This window comes from Serratia grimesii NBRC 13537, from assembly GCF_001590905.1.
Classification (GTDB): Bacteria; Pseudomonadota; Gammaproteobacteria; order Enterobacterales; family Enterobacteriaceae; genus Serratia; species Serratia grimesii.
Map to the genome: position 1 here is coordinate 82748 of NZ_BCTT01000008.1, position 21731 is coordinate 104478.

General features: G+C 53.9%; 20 protein-coding genes and 1 CRISPR repeat array (1 of these 21 cut by a window edge). Of the genes, 4 read left to right on the top strand and 16 right to left on the bottom strand.

Annotated elements, in window-relative coordinates:
* A CRISPR array of direct repeats spans positions 1–495; the repeat unit is 28 nt; unit sequence TTTCTAAGCTGCCTGTACGGCAGTGAAC (it extends 14 nt beyond the left edge of the window).
* Positions 496–678: 183 nt separating this feature from the next.
* Complete coding sequence (locus SGR01S_RS11165) at positions 679–984, top strand: GIY-YIG nuclease family protein (RefSeq protein ID WP_147284268.1); 306 nt, start codon at positions 679–681, stop codon at positions 982–984.
* On the opposite strand, the gene SGR01S_RS11170 is transcribed toward SGR01S_RS11165, so the two are convergent.
* Both SGR01S_RS11170 and ubiT read right to left on the bottom strand, forming a co-directional pair.
* The gene (locus SGR01S_RS11170) at positions 971–1474 is read right to left on the bottom strand and encodes a GNAT family N-acetyltransferase (RefSeq protein WP_061807488.1); all 504 of its coding nucleotides are present in this window, start codon (positions 1472–1474) and stop codon (positions 971–973) included. The genes SGR01S_RS11165 and SGR01S_RS11170 overlap by 14 nt on opposite strands.
* On the bottom strand, positions 1468–1989 hold the full coding sequence (ubiT, locus tag SGR01S_RS11175) for a ubiquinone anaerobic biosynthesis accessory factor UbiT (protein ID WP_037423121.1): 522 nt from the start codon (positions 1987–1989) through the stop codon (positions 1468–1470). The genes SGR01S_RS11170 and ubiT overlap by 7 nt, the downstream gene beginning before the upstream one ends.
* Positions 1990–2246: 257 nt before the next feature.
* Here ubiT and ubiU point away from each other — a divergent pair, with 257 nt between their 5' ends.
* Together ubiU and SGR01S_RS11185 are read left to right on the top strand one after the other, a co-directional pair.
* Complete coding sequence (gene ubiU, locus SGR01S_RS11180) at positions 2247–3242, top strand: ubiquinone anaerobic biosynthesis protein UbiU (protein WP_061807489.1); 996 nt, start codon at positions 2247–2249, stop codon at positions 3240–3242.
* A gap of 11 nt (positions 3243–3253) precedes the next feature.
* A complete protein-coding gene (locus SGR01S_RS11185; RefSeq protein ID WP_061807490.1) occupies positions 3254–4132 on the top strand; it encodes a U32 family peptidase in 879 nt (292 codons plus the stop codon).
* A gap of 81 nt (positions 4133–4213) precedes the next feature.
* Here SGR01S_RS11185 and SGR01S_RS11190 read toward each other — a convergent pair whose 3' ends face one another.
* From SGR01S_RS11190 to SGR01S_RS11205, 4 genes are all read right to left on the bottom strand, one after another.
* A complete protein-coding gene (locus tag SGR01S_RS11190) occupies positions 4214–5335 on the bottom strand; it encodes a ribosomal protein uL16 3-hydroxylase (RefSeq protein ID WP_061807491.1) in 1122 nt (373 codons plus the stop codon).
* A 102-nt stretch (positions 5336–5437) separates the two neighbouring features.
* Complete coding sequence (locus tag SGR01S_RS11195; protein ID WP_061807492.1) at positions 5438–6577, bottom strand: ABC transporter permease; 1140 nt, start codon at positions 6575–6577, stop codon at positions 5438–5440.
* Complete coding sequence (locus SGR01S_RS11200; RefSeq protein WP_061807493.1) at positions 6574–7728, bottom strand: ABC transporter permease; 1155 nt, start codon at positions 7726–7728, stop codon at positions 6574–6576. Before SGR01S_RS11200 ends, SGR01S_RS11195 begins: the two co-directional genes overlap by 4 nt.
* Positions 7710–8681: an HlyD family secretion protein gene (locus SGR01S_RS11205; protein WP_061807494.1), complete on the bottom strand. Its 972-nt coding sequence runs from the start codon at positions 8679–8681 to the stop codon at positions 7710–7712. Before SGR01S_RS11205 ends, SGR01S_RS11200 begins: the two co-directional genes overlap by 19 nt.
* Before the next feature lie 225 nt (positions 8682–8906).
* Here SGR01S_RS11205 and SGR01S_RS11210 point away from each other — a divergent pair, with 225 nt between their 5' ends.
* Positions 8907–9920 carry a luciferase-like monooxygenase gene (locus tag SGR01S_RS11210; RefSeq protein ID WP_172479768.1) on the top strand — a complete coding sequence of 338 codons (1014 nt, stop codon included), beginning with the start codon at positions 8907–8909 and terminating at the stop codon, positions 9918–9920.
* A gap of 34 nt (positions 9921–9954) precedes the next feature.
* Here SGR01S_RS11210 and yedF read toward each other — a convergent pair whose 3' ends face one another.
* The 10 genes from yedF to infB all read right to left on the bottom strand — a co-directional run bounded on the left by yedF (position 9955) and on the right by infB (position 21724).
* Positions 9955–10194 (bottom strand): sulfurtransferase-like selenium metabolism protein YedF, encoded by a 240-nt coding sequence (gene yedF, locus SGR01S_RS11215; protein ID WP_012004955.1) that lies wholly within the window; start codon positions 10192–10194, stop codon positions 9955–9957.
* Positions 10191–11405, bottom strand: a complete 1215-nt coding sequence (yedE, locus tag SGR01S_RS11220) for a selenium metabolism membrane protein YedE/FdhT (RefSeq protein WP_037423147.1) — start codon at positions 11403–11405, stop codon at positions 10191–10193. The genes yedF and yedE overlap by 4 nt, the downstream gene beginning before the upstream one ends.
* Before the next feature lie 146 nt (positions 11406–11551).
* Positions 11552–13513 carry a DEAD/DEAH family ATP-dependent RNA helicase gene (locus SGR01S_RS11225; RefSeq protein WP_061807495.1) on the bottom strand — a complete coding sequence of 654 codons (1962 nt, stop codon included), beginning with the start codon at positions 13511–13513 and terminating at the stop codon, positions 11552–11554.
* Positions 13503–13583, bottom strand: a complete 81-nt coding sequence (gene yrbN / locus SGR01S_RS24650) for a protein YrbN (RefSeq protein WP_096335046.1) — start codon at positions 13581–13583, stop codon at positions 13503–13505. The genes SGR01S_RS11225 and yrbN overlap by 11 nt, the downstream gene beginning before the upstream one ends.
* Positions 13584–13824: 241 nt before the next feature.
* Positions 13825–14709 (bottom strand): lipoprotein NlpI, encoded by an 885-nt coding sequence (gene nlpI / locus SGR01S_RS11230; RefSeq protein ID WP_012004952.1) that lies wholly within the window; start codon positions 14707–14709, stop codon positions 13825–13827.
* Positions 14710–14846: 137 nt separating this feature from the next.
* Entirely contained in the window at positions 14847–16964 is a 2118-nt protein-coding gene (gene pnp / locus SGR01S_RS11235; protein WP_061807496.1) for a polyribonucleotide nucleotidyltransferase, read from the bottom strand.
* A 255-nt stretch (positions 16965–17219) separates the two neighbouring features.
* The gene (gene rpsO / locus SGR01S_RS11240; protein ID WP_012004950.1) at positions 17220–17489 is read right to left on the bottom strand and encodes a 30S ribosomal protein S15; all 270 of its coding nucleotides are present in this window, start codon (positions 17487–17489) and stop codon (positions 17220–17222) included.
* A 124-nt stretch (positions 17490–17613) separates the two neighbouring features.
* Positions 17614–18558, bottom strand: a complete 945-nt coding sequence (truB, locus tag SGR01S_RS11245; protein WP_061807497.1) for a tRNA pseudouridine(55) synthase TruB — start codon at positions 18556–18558, stop codon at positions 17614–17616.
* Positions 18558–18968, bottom strand: a complete 411-nt coding sequence (gene rbfA, locus SGR01S_RS11250; protein ID WP_037423156.1) for a 30S ribosome-binding factor RbfA — start codon at positions 18966–18968, stop codon at positions 18558–18560. Before rbfA ends, truB begins: the two co-directional genes overlap by 1 nt.
* 68 nt (positions 18969–19036) lie before the next feature.
* Positions 19037–21724 carry a translation initiation factor IF-2 gene (gene infB, locus SGR01S_RS11255; RefSeq protein ID WP_037423159.1) on the bottom strand — a complete coding sequence of 896 codons (2688 nt, stop codon included), beginning with the start codon at positions 21722–21724 and terminating at the stop codon, positions 19037–19039.
* Between the last annotated feature and the right edge of the window lie 7 nt (positions 21725–21731).

Sequence of the window (21731 nt, forward strand, 5' to 3'; positions counted from 1 at the left end):
GTACGGCAGTGAACATCCAGCGCCTTGGCGGCCTTGATGCGCGCCCTTTCTAAGCTGCCTGTACGGCAGTGAACAAATCCTGGCTAACCGTGAGGCGCAGCCTGTCTTTCTAAGCTGCCTGTACGGCAGTGAACAGAACTCCGCGCCAAGCTGGCTATGCCGGTGCTTTCTAAGCTGCCTGTACGGCAGTGAACTTTGGGCAGATGTAAACCTGCTGATAACTCCGTTTCTAAGCTGCCTGTACGGCAGTGAACTTACTGCTACATATCAGGCCGTCATATTAATATTTCTAAGCTGCCTGTACGGCAGTGAACTTAGAAATACCAGCGGGCGTAACTGTTAAGTATTTCTAAGCTGCCTGTACGGCAGTGAACCGATCCTATTGAGTGGGGGTATGGGCCAGAATTTTCTAAGCTGCCTGTACGGCAGTGAACTCGCCAGGTTCGCTATTGCCCCCGCTGCCGCCATTTCTAAGCTGCCTGTACGGCAGTGAACCGTTGAAGATTAGCGCTAATTGGCTGATTGTTGAAGAGTAACATCGCTATTTGGTCAAAAAGGCTTTTTTCACCCTCAGATTAAAGACATTAAAAATCAATGAATTAAATTAGGCCAGAAAAAAGGGTTCAGCGATGGGACCGGGTTGACTATAGTAACGCTCAATTCTTTGCGGGAACTTATATGACCAACACCAGTATCTGGCACCTGTATATGTTGCGTATGCCCAGCGGCATGCTGTATACCGGCATTACTACCGACGTAACGCGGCGGCTGGCGCAGCATCAGGCGGGCAAAGGGGCCAAGGCGCTACGGGGTAAAGGCCAACTGGTGCTGGCTTTTCACTGTCAGGCGGGGGATCGCTCAAAAGCATTGAGACTGGAATATCGGGTCAAGCAACTAAGCAAAACGCAAAAAGAGAGGCTGGTGAGCCACCCGCCTCTTTCATTGGATTATTTACTGCCGGACGTTAACGCTAAAGCCGGTTAAACGGCTCTGAGTACTCAACTAATCCGCTTACGTCGGTCAAGGCATCTTCCGCCAGTGGGTAAACCTGGAACGCAGCCTCGGTATCTTGCCAGCGACACTTCAGACCGTAGGCGGCGGCAGGCTTAAAGCCAAATCGCCCGTAGTAAGCCGGTTCGCCCAGTACGACTACCGCGGCATAACTAAACTCGTTAAGCGCATCCAGCCCTTCGTAAATCAGCTTTTCGCCCAACCCCTGTCGACGCAGACTTTCATCTACCGCCAGCGGAGCCAGACCGACCCATTGGCGATCTTCACCGGCCACATCCACTGGGCTGAACGCGGCATAACCCACGACACCGCCTTCATCGTCGGTGGCGACGATGCCTAACGTCAGCAAGCCATCTTCGCGCAATTGTTGCACCAGATCGGCCTCGTCATCACGCCCGAAAGCGCGACGCAGCAGAGCATCGATCCCCGCGGCATCTACCGGAATTTCTACGCGGATTAGCATGCTACCGGCACACGGGAAGTTTGCACCGTGCCCTCCTGCAGTCCTGCTTCCACAAATTCCGCCAGTTGCAGCAGACCCACGCGCAATGGCATAGGCATGGCTTCCAGTTCGATGGCGTCCATCAGATTTTTTACATACAGGCCCAATTCGGTATCCCCTTCAATCTGCAGCCGACGCTGAAAGAACAGCGTATCCGGATCTTGCTTACGCGCCGCGATCAGAATCAGATCGTTGGCATCCCCGCTGAAGCTAACATCAGCCTCGGCGTGTTGGCTGACAACCAGTTTGTCGTTTTCTACCGTCATAAACCAGTGTAGCGCCAGATCGCGAACTTCGATCTTTAACCAGCGCGACTCGAGAAACGCCAGATCGCCATCCGCTAACGCCTGACGGAACTGCCAGCCCAACACCTGTTCCAGAAGTTGACGCTGTAAAACAAACGGCGTGAATTTTAGCGGTACGCGCAGCAGCGACGGCCCCTGGCGCACAATGCGCGCTCGTAATTGTTCCAACACTGTCGTTCACTCCTTTCAATACAGACTTGTGCTATTTTGCCACAATGACGCGCGGCTGAAGCGCTCTATATCAACAAATAGTGCATTTCACCGCCAGCTTTATCAATACGCCAGAAGCTGCCCCAAATCAAAGCCTGTTCATCGCGCTTTCACTAAAATTGCCTCCCGATTAGCGTTTGCCGGTTGAAAACGGACACCGGCAACCATTGTGACAGCCTACGCCCGCCACGGGTGTGCGGCTGAGTCAGGATAAATCTATGGAGCTGCTTTGTCCCGCCGGTAATCTGCCGGCCCTGAAGGCCGCGGTAGATAACGGCGCCGACGCCGTGTATATCGGCCTGAAAGATGATACCAACGCGCGCCACTTTGCCGGCCTCAACTTTACCGAGAAAAAGCTGCAGGAAGCGGTTGACTACGTGCACCGTCACAACCGTAAGCTGCATATTGCCATCAATACCTTCGCCCACCCGGACGGTTATGCCCGCTGGCAGCGCGCAGTAGACATGGCAGCACAGTTGGGCGCTGACGTGTTGATCTTGGCTGATTTGGCCATGCTGGAATATGCCGCCGAACGTTACCCACAGTTGGAACGTCATGTGTCAGTGCAAGCTTCTGCCACCAACGAAGAGGCAATCCGCTTTTATCAGCGCCATTTCGATGTCGGCCGGGTCGTACTGCCGCGCGTGTTATCGATGCATCAGGTCAAACAGTTGGCACGCACCAGCCTAGTACCGCTGGAAGTATTTGCCTTCGGCAGTCTATGCATCATGGCCGAAGGACGCTGCTACCTCTCCTCTTATCTCACAGGAGAGTCGCCTAATACCGTCGGCGCCTGTTCACCGGCGCGCTATGTACGCTGGCAACAAACCCCTCAAGGCATGGAGTCACGCCTGAATGGTGTGCTGATCGACCGTTATCGCGACGATGAGAATGCCGGCTACCCAACGCTGTGCAAGGGGCGCTATTTGGTCGATGACGTGCGTTACCACGCGCTGGAAGAACCCACCAGCCTCAATACGCTGGAACTGCTGCCGGAACTGCTGGCTGCCAATATCGCGTCGGTGAAGATTGAAGGTCGTCAACGCAGTCCGGCCTATGTCAGTCAGGTCGCCCGCGTTTGGCGTCAGGCTATTGATCGCTGTCAAGCCGATCCCGCTGCCTATCAGGCCGATGCTGGCTGGATGGAAGCCCTTGGAGCGATGTCTGAAGGTACGCAAACGACGCTAGGCGCCTATCACCGCAAATGGCAGTAGCAGGAGGAAACATGAAATACGCATTAGGCCCGGTGCTGTACTACTGGCCGAAAACCGAGGTCGAAGATTTTTACCGACAAGCGGTGAATAGTAGTGCCGAGATTATTTATCTCGGCGAAAGTGTCTGTACCAAACGACGCGAGATGAAAGTAGGCGACTGGTTAGCGCTGGCACAAGAGATCGCCCACAGCGGTAAACAAGTGGTGCTCTCTACTCTGGCGCTATTGCAGGCACCGTCTGAGCTAAATGAACTGAAGCGTTATGTGGAGAACGGTGAATTCCTGATTGAAGCCAACGATTTGGGTAGCGTGAACATGGCGGCGGAGCGCGGCCTGCCGTTCGTCGCTGGTCATGCGCTGAACTGCTACAACGCCTACACTCTGCGCCTGCTGCACCGTCAGGGCATGATGCGCTGGTGTATGCCTGTCGAACTGTCACGTGACTGGCTGGCTAAGCTGCTGGAACAGTGCGATGAACTGGGCTTTCGCCAGCAGTTTGAGGTTGAAGTACTGAGCTATGGTCATCTGCCACTGGCCTATTCTGCACGCTGCTTTACCGCACGCTCGGAAGATCGCGCCAAGGATGAATGCGAAACCTGCTGCATCAAATACCCACAAGGGCGAGTTATGCGTTCGCAAGAACAGCAGCAGGTGTTTGTACTCAATGGCATTCAGACCATGAGTGGTTACTGCTACAACCTGGGCAACGAACTGGCCGGTATGCAAGGGTTGGTGGACATTGTGCGTCTTTCGCCACAGGGTTCCGAGACGCTGGCGCTGGTCGAGCACTTCCGTGCTAACGAACATGGTGCGCAGCCGTTAACGCTCACCGATCAGGCCGACTGCAACGGTTACTGGCGGCGGGTTGCCGGGCTGGAGTTGGTGCAGTAAAAGGCAGTCAACGAAATTGGAGTCTAGTGCTGCAAGCCGGGTAAGCATAGTGCCACCCGGCAGTTAAGCAGGCAGCGGCGACTACTCTTTAAAGAACCAGTAGCCCTGATTCATCAGCTCCGTCAGCTCATCCACAAATGCCGGGTTTTGCAACGCATCGCCTAATTCCGGCTTGCCCAGTTCGGTATAACGACACAGCGCATCGGCCGCATGTACATCCACAGTGTCCAGGCGCTCACTGTTGATAAAGAAGCTATCGCCGATATGCAGCACACGCAAGCCACTCAAACGGGTCAGGGTTTCCCCCTCCATCAGCGCATTTAGCACCTCTTGTGCTTCATAGGGCGGCTCCGCCATAGCGATATCCAGCTCATGACGCGGCGTGGTGGCAAAGCGACCAAACCATTGCTTAAAGTCTTCCGGCTGGCTGATCATGTCGACCATCATTGAGCGTAGACGCTCAAGCTCATATTCTTCCACCCGCCCTGGATGTTCACGCACGGTTAAATCAGGATCGCTGTAGTGCGCACCGCCCAGATCATTTTCCAGCGCGTAGTCGGCAAAGCTGCTGATCAGGTCGCGGTCGTTTGGCCCACGGAAACCTACTGAATAGTTAAGCGCAGTTTCGTGGGTGAAACCGTCATGTGGGAAACCTGGCGGGATGTACAGGATGTCGCCCGGCTCCAAATCTTCATCAATGATCGGCTCGAACGGATCAACGTGCAGCAGTGCCGGATGCGGGCAGAACTGACGCATCGGTAAGGCATCACCTACTCGCCAGCGACGGCTGCCCATTCCCTGAATGATGAACACATCGTAATTGTCGATGTGTGGCCCCACACCCCCACCCGGTACCGAGAAGGAAATCATCAGGTCATCCAGACGCCAGTCCGGCAAGACACGAAACGGGCGCACCAGCTCGGCTGAGGGCGCATGCCAATGGTTAACAGCTTGCGCCAGCAAGGACCAATCTGTTTCGCCAAGATCATCGAAATCTTCAAACGGACCGTGGCTGGCCTGCCATTGCCCCCCTGTCTGGCTGACCAGACGGCTGTCAACTTCCGGCTCCATCGCTAACCCTGCCAGTTCATCTGGCGTGATAGGGTCAACAAAGTTCGGGAAGGCATTTTTCAAAACCACAGGTTTTTTCTGCCAGTATTTCTCTAAAAACTCGGGCCAGTTCAGGTTCAGTTGGTAAGCCATACAATCACACCAGTAAGAGGATCCACGGGCGTGATTATGGGAGAACGCGGGCCTGCACACCTTGTTAAGGGTCAAGGAAACGGTGGCTTCAGGCCCTTTGAATTAACTCGCCCGTTTGCGGAACAGGCTACGTAGCGCCACGCTGTTACGTACCAGTGCCACACCGATTCCCAACAGCGTATAAATGGCGCCCAGCACCAGTAGCATCGCCACATCGCCCCAGACTTCATTGAGCGACAGTCCCATTTGGTTGACCCCGGCAACGGCCTTGGTTGCCCAAGTGGAGGGAATACAGTAGGAAATCGCCCGCACCCAAGCTGGCATAGCCTGTAGCGGCCAGATAGTCCCTGAAAGATAAAATATCGGCGTGGTGATAAATGCCAGCGTCAGGTAGATCATCTCTACGCTGCGCAAGCACTCAGTCACCAACTTGCCCAACCCCAGTACCGCCAACAAGAACGGGAAGGTCAGCAGCAAAATTTCCAGGATGCCCGCTGTCTGACGGTACCCCAATACCCACGGCCACAGCACAAACAGCACGATCGACAAAAATAGCCAAATCGGTAACAACGCCGTCAGCCCGCCCAAATGAGCCGCCAACGGTGGCTTGCCGCCGGGTATGCTTTTCATGGCAATGCTGACGCGTACACAGGCAATCAATAACGAGTGCTGCAACAACATCACCAGCAGACCGGGGAAGATGATCGCCGCAAAGCTGATGCCAGGGTTGAATACATCCAGCGTTTGCCCTTGTATCGGCGTCAGGATCACCTGCGCTTGCCGTTCGCTGAATCCGCTACGCAGCAGCAACCCATTGTTGTACTGATTCAGGAGCTGTTGGTAGGCCGCGACCACGTCCTGTTGGATCTGGCCGTTGGCCAGTCGGTTGGTGGCGTCTCCGTAAACCGGCACTACGATGTTTTGGCCACTCAGGATCTTCTTCTCCAGATCCACCGGCATGATGATCACCGCGAACAGCTTGCGCCAACCGAGATCGAGCTTCGCCTGTTCAAGGCTATCGTAGGTCACGATGGCAATTTTTGACGTGGCGTCCAGTTGGCGGATCAGTTGACGGCTGGCCGTGCTGTGATCCTGATCGATAACACCCACCGGCAAATCCCACACCGTGCGGTTGGCATAGACCATGCTCATGACACACAGCGACAAGATCAGCATCAGCCACATCGGCCGCTCCAACATACCGAGCAGTACCCGAATGAAGGTTTGCCAATAGATTTTCATCCTGCGCCCCCCTCTTTCAGTAGCCGTGGCAACAGTCGGTTACGCACTAACAGTGCGGTCACCAGAGGATAGACCGACAGCAACGCACAAACGCTGAAAATGGCGCTGGCCGGCACCTGACGCAGGAAAACGTCAAACATCGCGTACAGCGCATGAGTCAGCGGCTCGATATTGGAGATGATACGCGCAGGCAGCGGCATCGACAGTTCCGGTACCGCCATTCCCGAGAAGGTCAGCGCAATACTCACCAAAATAGCGATCAGGCTGTAAGCGGTGATAGTACTGCTGGTGAAAGTAAACAACAGCAGGCCAATGCTTTGCGCTGCCATGACATAGAAAAAAGCGATCATCAGCATAAACAGTGGGTTGCCACTAACACGAGCATCAAAAATACCGACTAACGCAGCAATCTCAACCATCAGCAGACTGGTGAAACAAAGGGTATAGGGTGCCAGTTTACCGAGCAGTGCCAGGCTAAACGGCCGGGCTTTTAATAGCGATTTACTGCGCGCCAACACGTAAATCATGCAGGTCACGACAAACAACTGCAGCAGATGGATGGTGGCAGCGAACTGCTGGTAATAGATATAGCTGCCGCTGGCATTGAATAAACTGCCATACGATAGCGTCACGTCCGCCAATGGCGGTAAGGTCTTACCCATTTCACCCGCGATAATAGTACGGTAGTTGGCGTTAATTTCAGCCATCAACCCACTGAAATCTTGAGTGGAGTACAGCCCGGCACCGTAGAACAGTGCGTTGTAATACATCACCACACTCGGTTGCTTGCCCGCCAACGCATCAGCTTCAAAATCCGGCGGCACATACAACAACGCGTAATCCTGCGCACTACGCAGACGGTGCAGCGACTCACCCAATCCACCGTCATAGGCTTCAACATGGGCATGTGAGCCCGCATCCAGCCTCCGGGTCAACGACTTGGACAATGAGCTGTGATCGTTATCCACCACCGACACCGGCAGATCCAACAAAGTACCTTCCGAAAAGTTGCTGCTGATCAGACCAAACAGCATCAACGGGAAGATCCAGCTTAGCCAGTGTACAACCGGGCTGCGAAAGGCCATGCGACATTCATTATCGAACGCGTGGCTGAAGCAGCGCCAACCTGCCCTTACTCTTTCCATAGCCATAAGCTGCTCATCCCTGGGCGCAGGCCTTCCACCGGCTGTGACGGATACAAACGCACTTCGAAAGTTTTCAGATCGAAGTCACCGGTGGCTCGCGTGGCGCGTTTGGTTGCGTAATCACCCAGTGGGGCGATATAGCGTACTTCGGCTTCAATCATTTTGTCCTTCAGCGCCGGTACACGCATTTTGATCTTATCGCCCTTGCGTACGTGAGCCAAAATGTCTTCGCGCAGGTTGAACACGAAATAGGCGTCAGGTACACGGATCAACGTCAACAGTGGGCTACCGGCGTTTAACAGCTCCCCGACCTCTGCCGGGATAGGCCCCACTTCGCCATCGACCGGTGCTAACACCTGCAAATCGTCCGTTTGTGCTTTGATTTGCAGCAGATTTTCTTCCGCTGCACGCAACGCCGCCGCATATTGTTGACGCAGTTCGATACGGTCACCGTTGGTCCCTTCGTCCAGATTGGCCTTAGCCGCTTGCACCTGCTGGAAGGCGGTATCATGCGCACGGCGTGAGCTATCCAGCTCAGACTTCGAAATATACCCTTTGCCGGATACGCTCAGGTTGCGGTTGTAATCGTTCTGCGCATTACGGTATTGGGCTTCGGCCTGCGCCAGATTGGCACGCAAGTTACGAATGCTTTCTTCACGCGTACCATGCAACGACTGATCGAGCTGTGCCTTGGCTTCGTCCCGTGTCGCCTGCGCAGAGCGCAGTTGCGCCATCAGTTCTGGGCTGTCGAGCTGAATCATGACCTGCCCGACCTTGACGTCATCACCACGTTCCACCAAACGCTCTACTACCCGTCCCTTGGCCTTAGACGCCACTATCACCTCGGGGGCATCCACTTCCCCTTGCAGCAGCAGGTCTTGATTATGGGCACGGAACAAAATCGCCATGGCGATCGCTACCACCATCAATAGCAGGGTAAACAATGTCTTTTTTTTCATTATCTCAGCTCCCTGAGCGGTAAGCGGCAGGCGGAAATCAACACGTCCATATTTTAATAAGCTCCCAAAAAACCATTTTTATCATAAGGATATTACAAGCACATATATCCTCTTTTATAACTATAAATTGGATTATGCTTTTAACACTAAAAGCACATTCGGCTTTGTAGTTTGCAGATCCCTGCAATCGCCCTTTAAGCGATCAACTCTTTGATGGACGATGACATGACTGAAAAAACTGCGGTACCGGTTTCGGTACTGGATTTATCCCCCATCCCACAAGGGGCCAAACCGCGTGATGCGTTTCACGCCTCTTTAGATTTAGCACAACACGCCGAGAAATGGGATTATCAACGCTATTGGCTCGCTGAACACCACAATATGACGGGTATCGGCAGCGCAGCAACGTCAGTGCTGCTGGGTTATCTGGCCGCTGGCACCAAAAGTATCCGCCTTGGTTCCGGCGGCGTAATGCTGCCTAACCATTCGCCGCTGGTGATCGCCGAGCAATTCGGTACGCTGGAATCGCTGTACCCTGGACGTATCGATCTGGGCCTTGGTCGCGCGCCCGGCACCGATCAACGCACGATGATGGCACTTCGGCGCCATCTGTCCGGCGAAGTGGATAATTTCCCGCGCGACGTACAAGAACTGCAACATTACTTTTGTGATGCGCAGCCAGGACAGGCGGTGCAGGCCGTCCCCGGGCAGGGATTACATGTGCCACTTTGGCTATTGGGTTCCAGCCTGTATAGCGCCCAGTTGGCAGCCCAGCTCGGCCTGCCATTTGCCTTCGCATCCCACTTTGCGCCGGAGATGCTGTTCCAGGCTCTGAACCTGTACCGCGACAACTTCAAGGCTTCAGAACAATGCCAGCAGCCGCATGCCATGGTATGCGTCAACGTGGTAGCTGCCGACAGCGATGCCGATGCGCGCTTCCTGTTCACCTCTATGCAGCAACAGTTTATTAATCTGCGTCGCGGCTCGCCTGGTCCGTTGCCCGCACCAGTGGACAATATCCACGCGCTGTGGACCGCCGGTGAACAATACGGGGTCGATCAGGCGTTGCGCATGTCGATTGTCGGTAATGAAAGCACTGTCCGTAACGGATTGCAGACATTGCTGCGCGAAACCGGAGCGGATGAAATCATGGTCAACGGCCAGATTTTTGATCATCAGGCACGGCTACATTCGTTTGAGATTGTGGCCGCCGTCAAAGGCGATTTAGTGAAAGGATAAACGCTTTGGGCGCCTTTACGGCGCCCTCATTTTATCAGCGCTGGATCAAATAGCGGATGGTCGGCCCGTCCTGTTGGATATCCAGCACCTTGTAGCCATGATTGCGTGCGTCGAGAGGAATGTTGTTGATCGACTGCGGGCAATCGCTGATCACCTCCAGGATTTCCCCCGGCTTCAATTGCGGCATGGCTTCTAACGTCGCCACCGCCGGATAAGGACATGGCTCACCGAGCATATCCAGCCGGTAATCTGGCACTATCGCCGTTTGCTTCATGACACACTCCTTAAATTAACCACCTGCGCGTCGGGCTTGGCGCGGAAAAAGCGTTTCTCCCACCACAGCATGGCGGCAAATGCCAACGCCAGCAGCAGGTAGGTCACCAGCAGACCGCCGATCGGGCCGAAGGTATCCAGTAAATTGACTTTGTCGTAATTCGTTGCCAATGCCGGGGCCAAATCATCCCAATAGTAAGCCAACAGCGTGGCACCAATAATATTGCCAAGCCCAACCCACCAATAGTGAACTTGCCCTTCCACCGCGCGATACATCCAGCCGGTTTCACAGCCGCCAGCCAGCACGATGCCAAAGCCGAACAACAGGCCGCCCAGCACCGCATTCGGGCCAGCCCACATGATTTTCGGCGCCACACCCAGCTGCACATAACTGAAAATACCAATGGCGCTGACCGCCATGCCGATAATGATCGCTTTTGCCATGTGGGTACGTCCGGTGATCCACAAATCACGAAACGCCGAGGTAAAGCAGATCTGAGCTCGCTCAATCAACAGGCCAAAACCGATACCGAACAACATGGCAATACCCAGTTTCGGCGCATCAAATAACGTCCATAATGACCAGGCAATCGACAGGAAAAAAATCACCATCCCCAGACGGAATCGGCGACGAGCCTGTTCAGGCTTTTGCGTCAATGGCGCGGCAGCCTTCACTTTCTGTAATTTGATCGGAATGCGGAACAGGGGTAACAGCGTAAATTTAGCGCCAAAGTAAGATCCCGCAGCGGTTGCCAGCGCGAAGAACCAAGCGTGCAGTGAGAACTGAGGAATACCGGTAAAGAATGCAGCCAGATTGCAGCCCATCGCGAGACGCGCCCCAAAACCGGCGATGATACCGCCCAGCAACGCTTGTACAATGCGGATGCGATGCTGCGGCTGCCGCAGCTTGATGTTATTGGCCCACAGCGCCGCAGCGATACAGCCGGCAAACATACCGATGATCATCCTGCCGTCAATGCGTTGCAGTGGCGTTCCCTCAAGGCCAATGACTTTGAAGTAACCCCATTGCTCAGGGTGGAAACCAAACCATTGCAATACATGGCCGCCCCAACGGGTAAATTCCCCTGTTACTGCCCAGAAGGTGCCGGTCAAGCCGAAGTAATAGGTAGAAAGGATCCCCGCAGCAATCACCGCAGGTAAAGGTGCCCAAAAACGCACCAGATATTGAGACTTAAACTGCTGCCAACTCATGGCATCTCCCGTGCATAGTATCCATAAGAAAAAACCTTATAAATGATACGCCATTTTCCCGCACTTAATGGTGAATTTCAGGCATAAAAAAACCAGCCCGAAGGCTGGTTTTTAGTCCGATCAACCGCGAACGGTTAAATCAGGCGTTATGCATCACCGAAGCGACGACGTGGTGTAGCCGGAGCGGCGTCATCACGACGTGGTGCACGCTGACCATCACGGTTGAAGTTACCGCCACGACGCTCGCCACCGTTGCCAGCAGGTGCAGCAGCACCGCCTTCACGACGATCACCGAAAGAACGACGACCTGGGTTTGCACCTTCACGACGTTCGCCGTTGAATGGACGACCACCGCCACGACGCTCGCCGTTACCGGCAGAGGCAGGACGCTCACGACGCTCATGCGGCTGCGCATCGCCCAGCAGTTGCATGTTCATTGGCTTATTCAGGATGCGGGTACGGGTGAAGTGAGACAAGATCTCGCCCGGCATACCTTTTGGCAGCTCAATAGTAGAGTGGCCAGCGAACAGCTTGATGTTACCGATGTAACGGCTGCTGATGTCGCCTTCGTTAGCGATCGCGCCAACGATATGACGAACTTCCACGCCATCATCACGGCCCACTTCAATGCGGTACAGCTGCATTTCGCCAACGTCACGACGCTCACGACGTGGACGCTCAGCGCCACCATCACGGCTGTCTGGACGTGCATCACGACGACGGTCGTTACCGCGATCGTCACGGTCGTTGAATTCACGACGTTGACGCGGTTTGAATACTGGATCCGGTGGCAGAATCAGAGGACGTTCACCCTGTGCCATTTTCAGCAGTGCTGCGGCCAGTGTTTCCATTTCCAGCTCTTCTTCGCCCGGCTGCAGTTTAGCCAGCAGGCCACGGTACATGTCCAGATCGCTGCTTTCCAGCTGTTGCTGTACTTTAGCGGCGAACTTGGCCAGACGACGCTCACCCAGCAGTTCTGCATTTGGCAGTTCAACTTCTGGAATGGTCAGCTTCATGGTGCGTTCGATGTTACGCAGCAGACGACGTTCGCGGTTTTCTACGAACAGCAACGCACGGCCAGCACGACCTGCACGACCTGTACGGCCGATACGGTGAACGTAAGACTCTGAATCCATAGGGATGTCATAGTTCACAACCAGGCTGATACGCTCAACGTCCAGACCACGGGCAGCAACGTCAGTTGCGATCAGGATGTCCAGACGACCATCTTTCAAACGCTCCAGAGTCTGCTCACGCAGTGCCTGGTTCATGTCACCGTTCAGTGCTGCGCTGCTGTAACCACTGCGCTCCAGCGCTTCAGCCACTTCCAGGGTCGCGTTTTTGGTACGAACGAAGATAATCGCCGCGTCAAAATCTTCTGCTTCCAGGAAACGCACCAGCGCTTCGTTTTTACGCATGCCCTGCACAGTCCAGTAGCTCTGGCTGATGTCAGGACGAGTAGTGACGCTAGATTGGATACGCACTTCCTGCGGATCTTTCATGAAGCGACGGGTAATGCGACGGATAGCTTCCGGCATGGTTGCAGAGAACAGCGCGGTCTGATGTTCAGCCGGGATCTCCGCCATGATGGTTTCTACGTCTTCGATAAAGCCCATACGCAACATTTCGTCGGCTTCATCCAGCACCAAACCACTCAGGTTAGAGAGGTTCAGGGTGCCACGCTTCAGGTGATCCAGCAGACGGCCTGGAGTACCTACAACGATTTGCGGGCCCTGACGCAGAGCGCGCAGCTGCACGTCATAACGCTGGCCACCGTACAGGGCCACGACGTTAACGCCATGCATGTGTTTAGAGAAATCAGTCATTGCTTCTGCAACCTGAACCGCCAATTCGCGGGTCGGTGCCAGCACCAAGATTTGAGGTGCTTTCAGCTCAGCTTTCAGGTTGTGCAACAGTGGCAGCGAGAATGCTGCAGTTTTACCGCTACCGGTCTGTGCCATGCCCAGCACATCACGGCCGTTCAACAGGTGAGGAATACACTCAGCCTGGATCGGTGACGGTTTTTCGTAGCCCAGATCGGTCAGGGCAGAAATGATCGGAGCAGACAGCCCCAGGTCAACAAAAGAGGTTTCAAGCTCAGTAGTCATGTACACGTGCCTCATTAATAATGGCAGCCAGTCTACATAACTCGTCGAGAAAATTTTCAGTCATTTTCATTGAAAAGTGTGAACCGGCTCAAATTAGATTATAAAACGAACAAAAAAGCCCTCGCCCGTAAAGGCGATAACTTTGGCGGTAAAACCAATGTCGTTCAGGCTGATTACCCTTCATCTTCCAAGCTGCCGCTGTTTTGGCTGCTCTCCCGCATCCTCGTCACTTAGTGAACTAAGCTCCCAGGGATTCGTTAGATTGCCGCCTTGCCGCAACTTGAAATCTTTTGGGTAGAGGTGTTCGTCAGCTATTGCTGGTCCGATTCCGATAGGTCGTCTTGTTCTTGGCCCAACAGCGCCAATTCCAACAATGCATAGCGGTGCTCAACGAAGTTATGAACGTTGTTAGCAACCGTCAGTTTGAACAGCGCCGAAGCGGTGTCCTTGTCCCCCAGACTCAGGTAGTGTTTACCCAAATAGAAGTCAGTTTCACTGAGATGCTCAGCGAGCGAAGTGTTATCCGTTGCATCTGCCTTGAGGCGTTCCATCAGCGTTTTTTCGCTAATGTTGCCCAGGTAGAATTCGACAATATTCCATCCCCATTGCCCTCGGTTCGCTTTGTCATAACGCTGCTGGAGCGCTACGTCAGCCTTCTTGGGATCGATTTCTCTTTCCACAAGATACAGCCACAACGAACGGAAGGGATCGTTTGGGTCGTCTTGATAAAACGCCTGCAGATCATCCTGCGCCAACGGGAAGCGGCCGCCATAATACAGTGCGATGCCCCGGTTTAAACGCGCGTAATTGTAAGTTGGATCAAGCTCTAGTACAGAATCAAACGCTTCATAGGCAGCATCAAAATTGCCTGCCTGCGTTAAGTAAATGCCCAGGTAGTTGAAAACTTCTGGCATATCAGGACGTATTGCTAGCGCTTGCGAAAAATCATTTCGCGCTAATGCACGTAGCCCGAGGCTATCATACAACACACCGCGCTCATATAAAAGCTGCGCACGCTCATCGTCCGTCAGTGCCCGGCTGGCAAGTATTTGTTCCATGCGCGCCAGGATCACTTCCTGCTGCAGAGTTGGCTGCAACGGGATCGCCAAAACTTCGTCTTTACGCCAATCATGGTTGCTGCATCCTGCCAGCATGAGTGCTGTCGCAACGTAACACCAGCGCAAGAAAGGCTTCATTTCCCACTCCCGAAGACAAACATTGGATGAACGTCCTGTCATCCGTTTGCTAATACGCAAGCATCCTACCCGCGCGATACGAACAGCTCCCAACCCCATGGCGGGGAGCTGTAAATCTATCTATACAGTTTTTCTACTTATTCTGCTTCAGGCGCAGGTGAACCTGCTTCTGGTGCTGTCGCTTCTTTGATGCTCAGACGCACACGGCCCTGACGGTCAACTTCCAGTACCTTAACCGGCACTTCCTGACCCATTTGCAGATAGTCGGTCACTTTCTCAACACGCTTGTCAGCGATTTGAGAGATGTGAACCAGACCTTCTTTACCGCCGCCGATCGCCACGAATGCGCCGAAATCAACGATACGGGTAACTTTACCCTGGTAAATACGGCCTACTTCGATCTCCGCGGTGATCTCTTCGATGCGGCGAATAGCGAATTTCGCTTTCTCACCATCGGTAGCAGCAATTTTAACTGTACCATCATCTTCGATTTCGATGGTAGTACCGGTCTCTTCAGTCAGCGCACGGATGACAGAGCCGCCTTTACCAATCACGTCTTTGATCTTATCCGGGTTGATGCGGATAGTATGAATACGTGGTGCAAACTGAGAGATATCGCCACGCGGGGTGCTGATAGCCTGTTCCATCACGCCCAGGATGTGCAGACGCGCGCCCTTGGCTTGGTTCAGTGCCACCTGCATGATTTCGCGGGTGATGCCTTCAATTTTAATGTCCATCTGCAGCGCGGTGATACCGTCGCGGCTACCGGCCACTTTGAAGTCCATGTCGCCCAGGTGGTCTTCGTCACCCAGAATGTCGGACAGAACAACAAAGTTGTCTTGTTCTTTAACCAGGCCCATTGCGATACCCGCAACAGCAGCCTTGATTGGCACACCTGCGTCCATCAGCGCCAGAGAAGCGCCACAGACTGAAGCCATAGAAGAAGAACCGTTGGATTCGGTGATTTCAGAAACCACACGCACCGTGTACGGGAAATCTTCTGCTTTAGGCATCATAGCCAATACGCCACGTTTCGCCAGGCGACCGTGACCAATTTCACGACGTTTAGGCGAACCTACCATCCCAGTCTCACCAACGGAGTACGGAGGGAAGTTGTAGTGGAACAGGAAGCTGTCGGTCTTCTCGCCCATCAGCTCATCCAGATTCTGTGCATCACGGGCAGTACCCAGCGTTGCAGTAACCAGAGCCTGAGTTTCACCACGGGTGAACAGCGCGGAACCATGGGTACGCGGCAGTACGCCAGTGCGCACGTCCAGACCACGAATCATGTCTTTTTCACGGCCATCGATACGTGGTTCGCCACGCAGTACACGGCTACGAACGACGTTTTTCTCAACGCTACCCAGGATGTCCTGAATTTCAGACACGTCCAAAGTGTCGTCTTGCGCCAACAGCGTTTCAACAACGCTGCTCTTGATCGCATCTACCTGAGCATAACGCTCTTGTTTTTCGGTGATGTGATAAGCGTCGCCCAGACGGGTTTCTGCCAGTTCTGCAACGCGTGTGTGCAGCGCTTCGTTGATTGCAGGTGCCTGCCAGTCCCACTTAGGTTTGCCAGCTTCAGCAACCAGTGAATTGATGTTCTCGATAACAATCTGCTGTTGCTCATGGCCAAAGACCACAGCACCCAGCATCTGATCTTCGCTCAGAACGTCAGCTTCGGATTCAACCATCAGTACAGCACCAGCGGTACCGGCAACAACCAAGTCCAGGCTGCTTTCTTTCAGCTCGTCGGTAGTTGGGTTCAACACATACTGGTTGTTGATGTAGCCCACGCGCGCAGCACCGATTGGGCCGTTGAACGGAATACCGGACAGGCTCAAGGCTGCAGAAGCGCCAATCATCGCAACGATGTCTGGGTTAACTTGCGGGTTGACGGAAACAACGGTCGCGATCACCTGAACTTCGTTCAGGAAGCTGTCTGGGAACAGTGGACGGATCGGGCGGTCAATCAGACGTGAGGTCAGAGTTTCGCCTTCGCTCGGACGGCCTTCACGACGGAAGAAGCTGCCTGGGATACGACCAGCAGCGTAGGTACGCTCCTGATAGTTAACCGTCAGTGGGAAGAAGCTCTGGCCTGGCTTGGCTTTTTTCTGGCCAACCACGGTAACGAATACGGCGGTGTCATCCATGCTCACCATAACAGCGGCAGTGGCCTGACGAGCCATCATACCCGTCTCAATAGTGACGGTATGCTGGCCATACTGGAATTTGCGAATGATCGGTGTCAGCAAAATTATATCCTTTGATTAGGCGCGCAATCGTATTGACGACTCGACACGCCAGTGACTCGACTTGCCTTCTCACTACATCCTCGCGACTAATGACAATCCTTATCTCAAGCTTGAGACAAAGCCTCTCATTAGCCGCGCGAACCTCTGTAATGGAAGATCCTATTTGGAAACATCAGTAATACATTAACCTGATTTGCTTATGCTTCCTAGAAGAAAGGGGCCAAAATAGGCCCCTTTCCACTGAAACTCGCTAGATTAGCGACGCAGACCCAGACGCTCGATCAGGCTGGTGTAACGTGCTACATCTTTACGCTTCAGGTAGTCCAGCAGCTTACGACGCTGAGAAACCATACGCAGCAGACCACGACGGCTGTGGTGATCTTTTTTGTGCTCTGAGAAGTGGCCTTGCAGATGGTTGATCTGCGCAGTCAACAGGGCAACCTGAACTTCGGAAGAACCGCTGTCGTTAGTACCACGACCGAAATCAGCTACGATTTTAGCTTTAGCTTCAACACTTAGAGACATTGTCATACTCCAGAATTATAGATAATAAATACAGGCGCCGATCTCTAATTCAGCAACCCAATGCATAAGCTGCGCCATTCTACTCTTAGCGCAGTGCGATCGCAAGGCAGTGCGTTTTCTACCCTCAGTCGAAATATTCGACTACCAGGCGGCGCGGTGCCACACGACCATCATCGGCAATGTCACCCACGCCGATAAATTTACGCTCTTCACCTTCCGTGATTCGCACCATGCCCGAGGCCGGTGCACCGGCAACCTGCACTGGCTGCCCCTGCTTAACGTAACCCGCAACAACGGGTAGCAGATTCACTTCCGGGTAGTTCTCTACCGGACTGTCCATCGGCATCAGCAGTGGATCGAGCAGTTCTGCCGGCGCAATGTCCTGCGCCTGCGCCTGCTCCAGCAATGCGTTCAGCTGCTCCAGCGTGACCATGCGTTCGGTCGGGTAGGTCGCCACCTGCAGACGACGCAGGTAGATCACATGTGCACCACAACCCAACAGCTCACCGAGGTCATCGGTGATAGTGCGGATGTAAGTGCCTTTTGAGCAATGAATTTCCAGCTCCAGCTCATCCCCTTCCCAGCGAATAAACTGCAATTCATAAACGGTAATGCTGCGTGCTTCACGCGGGACTTCGATACCCTGGCGTGCATACTCATAGAGTTTCTTGCCTTGGTACTTCAGCGCCGAGTACATCGAAGGCACTTGCTTGATATCGCCACGGAAGCTTTCCAGTGCTACGTCGAGCTGTGCCTGGGTGAAATTCACCGGCCGCTCTTGCACTATCTGACCATCGGCATCCGAGGTATCCGTACGCTGACCAAGACGGGCGATAACACGATAACGTTTATCGGAGTCGAGCAGGAACTGTGAAAACTTGGTCGCTTCACCGAGGCAAATTGGCAACATGCCGGTCGCCAGCGGATCGAGCGCGCCAGTGTGGCCCGCGCGGTTAGCGTTATAGAGGCGTTTTACTTTTTGCAGGGCGTCGTTGGATGACAAACCCTGCGATTTGTCCAGCAACAGGACACCGTGGATATCACGGCCGCGGCGACGAGGGCGACTCATTAAGCCTCCTCGTCATCGCCTGATGCGGAACGGCGTTCGACGTCCTTCTTCACTACATTGGTCACCAGGTTAGACATGCGCATGCCTTCAACCAGGGAGTTGTCGTAAGCGAAGGTCAGCTCTGGAACTACACGCAGGCGCATAGCTTTACCCAGCAGCGTGCGGATATAACCGGATGCGTCTTGCAATGCTTTGATACCGTTAGGCACCAGTTCCGGATCGGCGTTTTCAGTCAACACGTTCAGGAAGGTGACATAAACTTTGGCGTAAGCCAAATCACGAGAAACTTCTACACCAGAAACGGTAGCCATGCCGATACGCGGATCTTTGACTTCACGCTGCAGAATGATAGCAATCTCTTTTTGCATCTCTTGTGCCACGCGCTGACCGCGGCTGAATTCTTTTGCCATTTTGGATTCTCCAGACAAATCGGGGGGCACAAGGCCCCCCAGAACAGACTTAAGCAGATGTGCTAGCGTTAAGCGATGGTGCGTTGGATCTCGATGATTTCGAACACTTCGATCATGTCGCCGACGCGCACGTCGTTGTAGTTCTTAACGCCGATACCACATTCCATGCCGTTACGGACTTCGTTAACGTCATCTTTGAAGCGGCGCAGGGATTCCAGCTCGCCTTCATAGATAACCACGTTGTCGCGCAGAACGCGGATTGGGTTGTGACGTTTGATATTACCCTCGGTAACCATACAACCTGCAATGGCACCGAATTTAGGTGATTTGAACACGTCACGTACTTCGGCCAGGCCGATAATCTGCTGCTTGTACTCAGGCGCCAACATACCGCTCATCGCCTGCTTCACTTCGTCGATCAGGTTATAGATCACGGAGTAGTAACGCAGATCCAGGCTTTCTGCTTCAATCACGCGGCGCGCAGAAGCGTCGGCACGGACGTTGAAGCCCAGGATGATAGCGTTAGAAGCAGCTGCCAGCGTTGCGTCGGTTTCAGTGATACCACCAACACCAGAGCCAACAATCTTCACTTTCACTTCGTCAGTAGAGAGTTTCAGCAGTGAATCCATAATGGCTTCACAAGAACCCTGTACGTCAGATTTCAGTACGATGTTCAGTTCAGAAACTTCACCGTCGGTCATGTTCGCAAACATGTTTTCCAGTTTAGATTTCTGCTGACGTGCCAGTTTAACTTCGCGGAACTTGCCTTGACGGTACAGCGCAACTTCACGCGCTTTCTTCTCGTCACGCACAACAGTCGCTTCATCACCGGCAGCAGGAACGCTGGACAGGCCCAGGATCTCAACCGGAATAGAAGGACCTGCAGAGGTCACTTCACGACCCAGTTCGTCACGCATCGCACGCACACGACCGTACTCAAAGCCACACAGAACGATATCGCCTTTATTCAGCGTACCTTCTTGTACCAGTACGGTAGCAACCGGACCACGACCTTTATCCAGGAAGGATTCGATAACCACACCGCTGGCCATGCCGCTGCGTACTGCTTTCAGTTCGAGAACTTCAGACTGCAGCAGGATTGCGTTCAGCAGTTCGTCGATGCCAGTACCGGCTTTCGCAGATACGTGGACAAACTGTGCTTCGCCGCCCCACTCTTCCGGCATAACGCCGTACTGGGACAGTTCCTGCTTAACGCGGTCTGGATCAGCTTCCGGCTTGTCAATTTTGTTCACTGCAACAACCAACGGCACCTGCGCTGCTTTCGCATGCTGGATAGCTTCGATGGTTTGCGGCATCACGCCGTCATCAGCAGCAACAACCAGAACAACGATGTCAGTCGCCTGAGCACCACGGGCACGCATTGAGGTAAACGCTGCGTGGCCTGGGGTATCCAGGAAGGTGATCATGCCGTTTTCGGTTTCTACGTGGTAAGCACCGATATGCTGGGTAATACCACCGGCCTCGCCTGCTGCCACCTTGGTGGAGCGGATGTAGTCCAGCAGAGAAGTTTTACCGTGGTCAACGTGGCCCATGATGGTCACGACTGGCGCACGTGGCTCAGCAGCGGCACCGGTATCACGGTCGCTCATCAGCGCTTCTTCCAGCTCGTTCTCACGACGCAGGATAACTTTGTGGCCCATCTCTTCGGCAACCAGCTGTGCGGTTTCCTGATCGATGACCTGGTTGATAGTCGCCATTGCGCCCAGTTTCATCATCGCTTTGATGACCTGAGAGCCTTTAACCGCCATCTTGTTAGCCAGTTCAGCTACGGTGATAGTTTCGCCGATCACAACGTCACGGTTAACCACCTGAGCCGGCTTGTTGAAGCCCTGTTGCAGAGTGCTTGGCTTACGCTTGCCTTTACCACCACGGGTCACGGCGCGCGCTTCTTCACGGTCTGCTTTAGACTCGGAAAGTTTATTGCCTTTCTTCTGCTTGGTTGCTTTACCACCACGGGTACGGCTGCGGCGTTCGCCTTCAACTTTAGCGTCGTTTTCGTCTTCGGCAGCACGGGCGTGCTGGGAAGTGGTTACATGATAATCGGCAGTTTCAACCGCTGCGCTGGCTTTCTCAGCAGCAGCCCATTCTTCGCCTTTCTCTTCGGCCATGCGGCGCGCTTCTTCTGCGACACGTTTGGCGTCTTCTTCAACCTTACGTCGTACTTCCTCTTCCGCTTTACGTTTCAGTTCAGCGGCTTCGGCTTCACGGCGTGCTTTTTCTGCCTGAGCTGGCTTGGTCATTTCGTCGGTATGTTGATTCGTCACTTTTTCTTTTTCCGCTGAATTACGCTTAGCAATCTCCGCGGCCTCACGTTTGGCTTGCTCTTCGGCTGCGCGCTTTGCTTCTGCTTCGCGTTTCGCCAGCTCTTCTGCTGCGCGCTGTGCCTGCTCTTCCGCTTCACGCTGTGCCTGCTCTGCCGCTTCAGCCTGTTGGGCTTCTGGCGTATCGCGATTTACATAAGTGCGTTTCTTGCGGACCTCGATTTGCACCGATTTACTTTTACCGCCGGTGCTCGGAATATTCAAGGTGCTGCGCGTTTTGCGCTGCAACGTGAGCTTACCCGGCGCACTACCGTGTTCACGGTTCAGGTGCGCCAGTAAGGCTTCTTTCTCATGTTGGGTTACAGAGTCTGTCTCAGACTTGTTAATCCCTGCATCAGCAAACTGCTGTACCAGGCGATCAACTGGAGTCTGAATCTCTGCTGCCAGTGATTTTACGGTTACATCTGTCGTCATGCTGTTC

Coding starts and splice junctions, on each gene's coding strand:
- SGR01S_RS11190 (WP_061807491.1), bottom strand. CDS start 5,335: ATGGCTTACCAACTGAACCTGAACTGGCCCGAGTTTTTAGAGAAATAC.
- SGR01S_RS11165 (WP_147284268.1), top strand. CDS start 679: ATGACCAACACCAGTATCTGGCACCTGTATATGTTGCGTATGCCCAGC.
- infB (WP_037423159.1), bottom strand. CDS start 21,724: ATGACGACAGATGTAACCGTAAAATCACTGGCAGCAGAGATTCAGACT.
- SGR01S_RS11205 (WP_061807494.1), bottom strand. CDS start 8,681: ATGAAAAAAAAGACATTGTTTACCCTGCTATTGATGGTGGTAGCGATC.
- SGR01S_RS11225 (WP_061807495.1), bottom strand. CDS start 13,513: ATGACTACTGAGCTTGAAACCTCTTTTGTTGACCTGGGGCTGTCTGCT.
- SGR01S_RS11200 (WP_061807493.1), bottom strand. CDS start 7,728: ATGGCTATGGAAAGAGTAAGGGCAGGTTGGCGCTGCTTCAGCCACGCG.
- SGR01S_RS11185 (WP_061807490.1), top strand. CDS start 3,254: ATGAAATACGCATTAGGCCCGGTGCTGTACTACTGGCCGAAAACCGAG.
- truB (WP_061807497.1), bottom strand. CDS start 18,558: ATGAGTCGCCCTCGTCGCCGCGGCCGTGATATCCACGGTGTCCTGTTG.
- nlpI (WP_012004952.1), bottom strand. CDS start 14,709: ATGAAGCCTTTCTTGCGCTGGTGTTACGTTGCGACAGCACTCATGCTG.
- yedE (WP_037423147.1), bottom strand. CDS start 11,405: ATGAGTTGGCAGCAGTTTAAGTCTCAATATCTGGTGCGTTTTTGGGCA.
- yedF (WP_012004955.1), bottom strand. CDS start 10,194: ATGAAGCAAACGGCGATAGTGCCAGATTACCGGCTGGATATGCTCGGT.
- SGR01S_RS11210 (WP_172479768.1), top strand. CDS start 8,907: ATGACTGAAAAAACTGCGGTACCGGTTTCGGTACTGGATTTATCCCCC.
- ubiU (WP_061807489.1), top strand. CDS start 2,247: ATGGAGCTGCTTTGTCCCGCCGGTAATCTGCCGGCCCTGAAGGCCGCG.
- yrbN (WP_096335046.1), bottom strand. CDS start 13,583: ATGAAAATGACTGAAAATTTTCTCGACGAGTTATGTAGACTGGCTGCC.
- SGR01S_RS11195 (WP_061807492.1), bottom strand. CDS start 6,577: ATGAAAATCTATTGGCAAACCTTCATTCGGGTACTGCTCGGTATGTTG.
- SGR01S_RS11170 (WP_061807488.1), bottom strand. CDS start 1,474: ATGCTAATCCGCGTAGAAATTCCGGTAGATGCCGCGGGGATCGATGCT.
- rpsO (WP_012004950.1), bottom strand. CDS start 17,489: ATGTCTCTAAGTGTTGAAGCTAAAGCTAAAATCGTAGCTGATTTCGGT.
- rbfA (WP_037423156.1), bottom strand. CDS start 18,968: ATGGCAAAAGAATTCAGCCGCGGTCAGCGCGTGGCACAAGAGATGCAA.